Annotated in this window: 3 protein-coding genes; 1 reads left to right on the forward strand and 2 read right to left on the reverse strand. The window is 35.5% G+C overall.

The window, feature by feature from the left end:
* Positions 1-204: 204 nt before the first annotated feature.
* Together E2K98_RS30330 and E2K98_RS30335 are read right to left on the reverse strand one after the other, a co-directional pair.
* The gene (locus tag E2K98_RS30330; RefSeq protein WP_133340697.1) at positions 205-1023 is read right to left on the reverse strand and encodes a hypothetical protein; all 819 of its coding nucleotides are present in this window, start codon (positions 1021-1023) and stop codon (positions 205-207) included.
* 225 nt (positions 1024-1248) lie between these two features.
* The gene (locus E2K98_RS30335; RefSeq protein WP_133340699.1) at positions 1249-1677 is read right to left on the reverse strand and encodes a hypothetical protein; all 429 of its coding nucleotides are present in this window, start codon (positions 1675-1677) and stop codon (positions 1249-1251) included.
* 845 nt (positions 1678-2522) lie between these two features.
* Between E2K98_RS30335 and E2K98_RS30340 the strand changes: the two genes are divergently transcribed.
* Positions 2523-2801: a hypothetical protein gene (locus tag E2K98_RS30340; RefSeq protein WP_165976445.1), complete on the forward strand. Its 279-nt coding sequence runs from the start codon at positions 2523-2525 to the stop codon at positions 2799-2801.
* The last annotated feature ends 235 nt before the right edge of the window (positions 2802-3036 follow it).

Genomic DNA, 3036 nt, shown 5'->3' on the forward strand with positions numbered 1-3036 from the left:
AAAATCTGAATCTAAGAAAAGAGATTAGCTACAGTCTGTAAACGATAACTAGGAGGAGCCGTGTGCATTAATAGTGCAAGCACGGTTCTGTGAGGGGGAGGAGTACAATCTACCGGAAGGTAGAAAGGCTCCCTTCTACTCGACTAGTGTAATAAGTTACTTAAACAAGCAATCAAAAAAAGGAGGGGTGGAATTCCCTCCTTGTCACTTATTATCTGGATCAATTGCAACATTTATTGAATTCATCAGGTATTGTTGGTTTTTATCGTTTGTTTGGACGACCAACATCTCATAAGAACCTTGATGTTGAAATTTTATTGGACTATTAGTTTGTACGGTCATTTCCAACTGTTTGTTATTTCCGTTCACCTTATGAGTTTCAGCTATTTTGAATTTTTTAGTCCCCGCCTCTGGTAAATATATTTTATAGTTAGCAGGACTACCTCCTTCACGGGTAAATGTAGCGTCAAACGTAAACGATGCTACGTTTTCCCCTGTATTATAGCCCTCTACACCCCAACGTTCATTTTCGGGAATCGTATTATGTATGTTAATCTTTTGAAAACTGTATTGACCCGTTTTCAACATAAAACTTTGGCCATTAGTGGTTTTTAGTTCTATCTTATTAAATGATTCCACATACTCTTGGAGTTCAATAGTAAACTGTCCTCCATCATGAATACTTGTATCTATTACACGCACATTCTTCGATGCAATTTCGTCATCTTGATAAAGGGTCACATGATTTATAAGATCGTTGCTGTAGTTATCATGAAAAGTGAGAGTGACCTTTTTATTTTTTTGAGCCATATTATAAAAGAGATAATTTTCCTCATTTTCGTTATCTCCTTCTAATTTTGGATAGAGGGATTTAACAGAATCCTCCTTCGCTATCTTCGGTTTTACCGACTTGTGTTGTGTTACCTGTGCTTCTTTACTTCCTCCCTTTTCTATCACGCAAGATGTCGTCAAAAGAAGGCAAGTGAAACCGATTGAAACCATTTTAAGATAATTCTTTTTCAATTTCCCTCCACGCCTTTCTATCTTTTATTTTCCTAACAATATATGGTATTATTTCAATCTTACTATTTTATATAAAAAAACAACATACTTTTAACGGTATGTTGGTTTTTTTAGAGATTATTAAGATAACGGTAAAACCACTTATACGTTCCGTACTTATCGTTTGCTTTGGCATAGAGAGTGTCATATCCAAAGCGTGGATATTGATATTTTTCCACTCTTATTCTATTTCGCACTCCACAGTTCGTAAACGTACCCTTTAGTGGCATCAAAAGTAACGGTTGAAGTTTTCCCCCAAGTCTGACCCCACGAACCTGATATATTAGCCTTTGCAATTGTTTTTATCCCAAATTCTGTAGAACCTGAAAGACTGTAGGTTGATTGGCTGCTTGCAGACAAAGAAACATTCGCTGCGTAGTTTATGGCTTCGAACGCATCTCTGTCCCAAGAATTATATTTATAGGCATAACCGTAATAACTCCACTTATTTACTGGCCACGGTCCGCTATAAGTAACTTTTCCAAATTCGCCAGTCGAACCATATGTAACTGACGGTTTCGAGGTTGAGGCTGTGTCTGCAAAAGCAACCGAACCCCACATCGAACTACTAAACAACATCACAACAAATGCCAAAATGGTTACTATCTTCTTCAAAACGAACTTCTCCCCTCTTAGTCTAATATCATACTATTGTGTTATACAGACATAGAGGTATATGGCTGATTTCCTCTAAATCTGAGTTGTCTTTTAGAAAACACGCCCATTTTTGTAAAATATATCCATAAAATAATATTATTATTGTATTTGAATGAAAAAAAGAAATAGAATTCGACCTATAACGGGAAATTTCTTTCTTTTCCATAACTATCCCCTATTAGCTTAATCAGTAATGGTTGTAGATATTGTCTCCAAAATTTGGCCTTTGGACTTTGCGGAGAGATTTGGATGGGTGATTCACACGAAAAATTCGAACCTCCCATGTATAAAGACGAAGGATTATTTGTTAAGAAAACAAGACATGTCAAAAATATCTTTTTATTAAAAATTGATGTGGAGACACGATTTTGCGTTTACGCAGTAAAACCTAAATAAAAAAGAGATGTCGTATACGACACCCCTTTCGGTTTCATTTATCTTAATTAATCTCTTGCTTTTTTTCTCCACCAACGCAATTGCTTCTTGCAATTTTTCGTCTCTCAGCTTATAGAATTCTTTAATCAGTTCAACATTTTTACCTTCAAGAAACCACTTGTATGTGTGAAATGTGGAACAAAACATAATGTTACTAAGATGAACAGAATTTTAGTTGGACTTTTGTTTTTAATAGTGGCATCCATTTTTTATCAAACTAATTTTCATTATTATTTATCGACAACAATTTTTTTGTTGCCGTTTATGTTAGCTTTCCTTATTTCGCAAAATATGTAGCTGTTCAAAATCATAAATAAATTTTTCTTATTCAGCTATCGGGTGCAAGAGTTCAAGTTCCAGGTGCCATTTTGGCGGCTTTTCTTATTGTGCTAAAGTGGCAGGTTAATTTAAGAAAAACAAAATATATGTCACTCGTTTTACCGTTTTATGGTAATGTTGAAGTAGTTAATTTATATCGGGGTGACAAAGTTATGGGGATTATTTTAACTTTATTTTACGGCTTTATTGGTTTAGTTGTCTTATTTCTAATAATTGCATATGCAGTTAGTGCTGGCATTGATAATTCTAAGCAAGTTAAGGCTTTAAGATCCGAACTTAAAGAAATAAAAAAACAACTTAATAATTAATGGAAAATACTTTGTGTTTTTATTAAAGTGATTAGAGTTGAAAACGGTGATCGCTACGGCGGTCTTTTTTCTTGTTGTACTAACGGAGCAGGTGTGCGGCCGAGCCTAGGTCGTATCATATAACGGGTGGGATTCCCGTCGAGTAAGAACTAGCCATTCGCTCGTAGCGAGTCTTGGAGGGCTAAAGGTAACTTTAGTCTTTAAGCGTAGACAGTTAGGTGGCGGGCCGAAAGCC

Source organism: Bacillus salipaludis, from assembly GCF_004358205.1.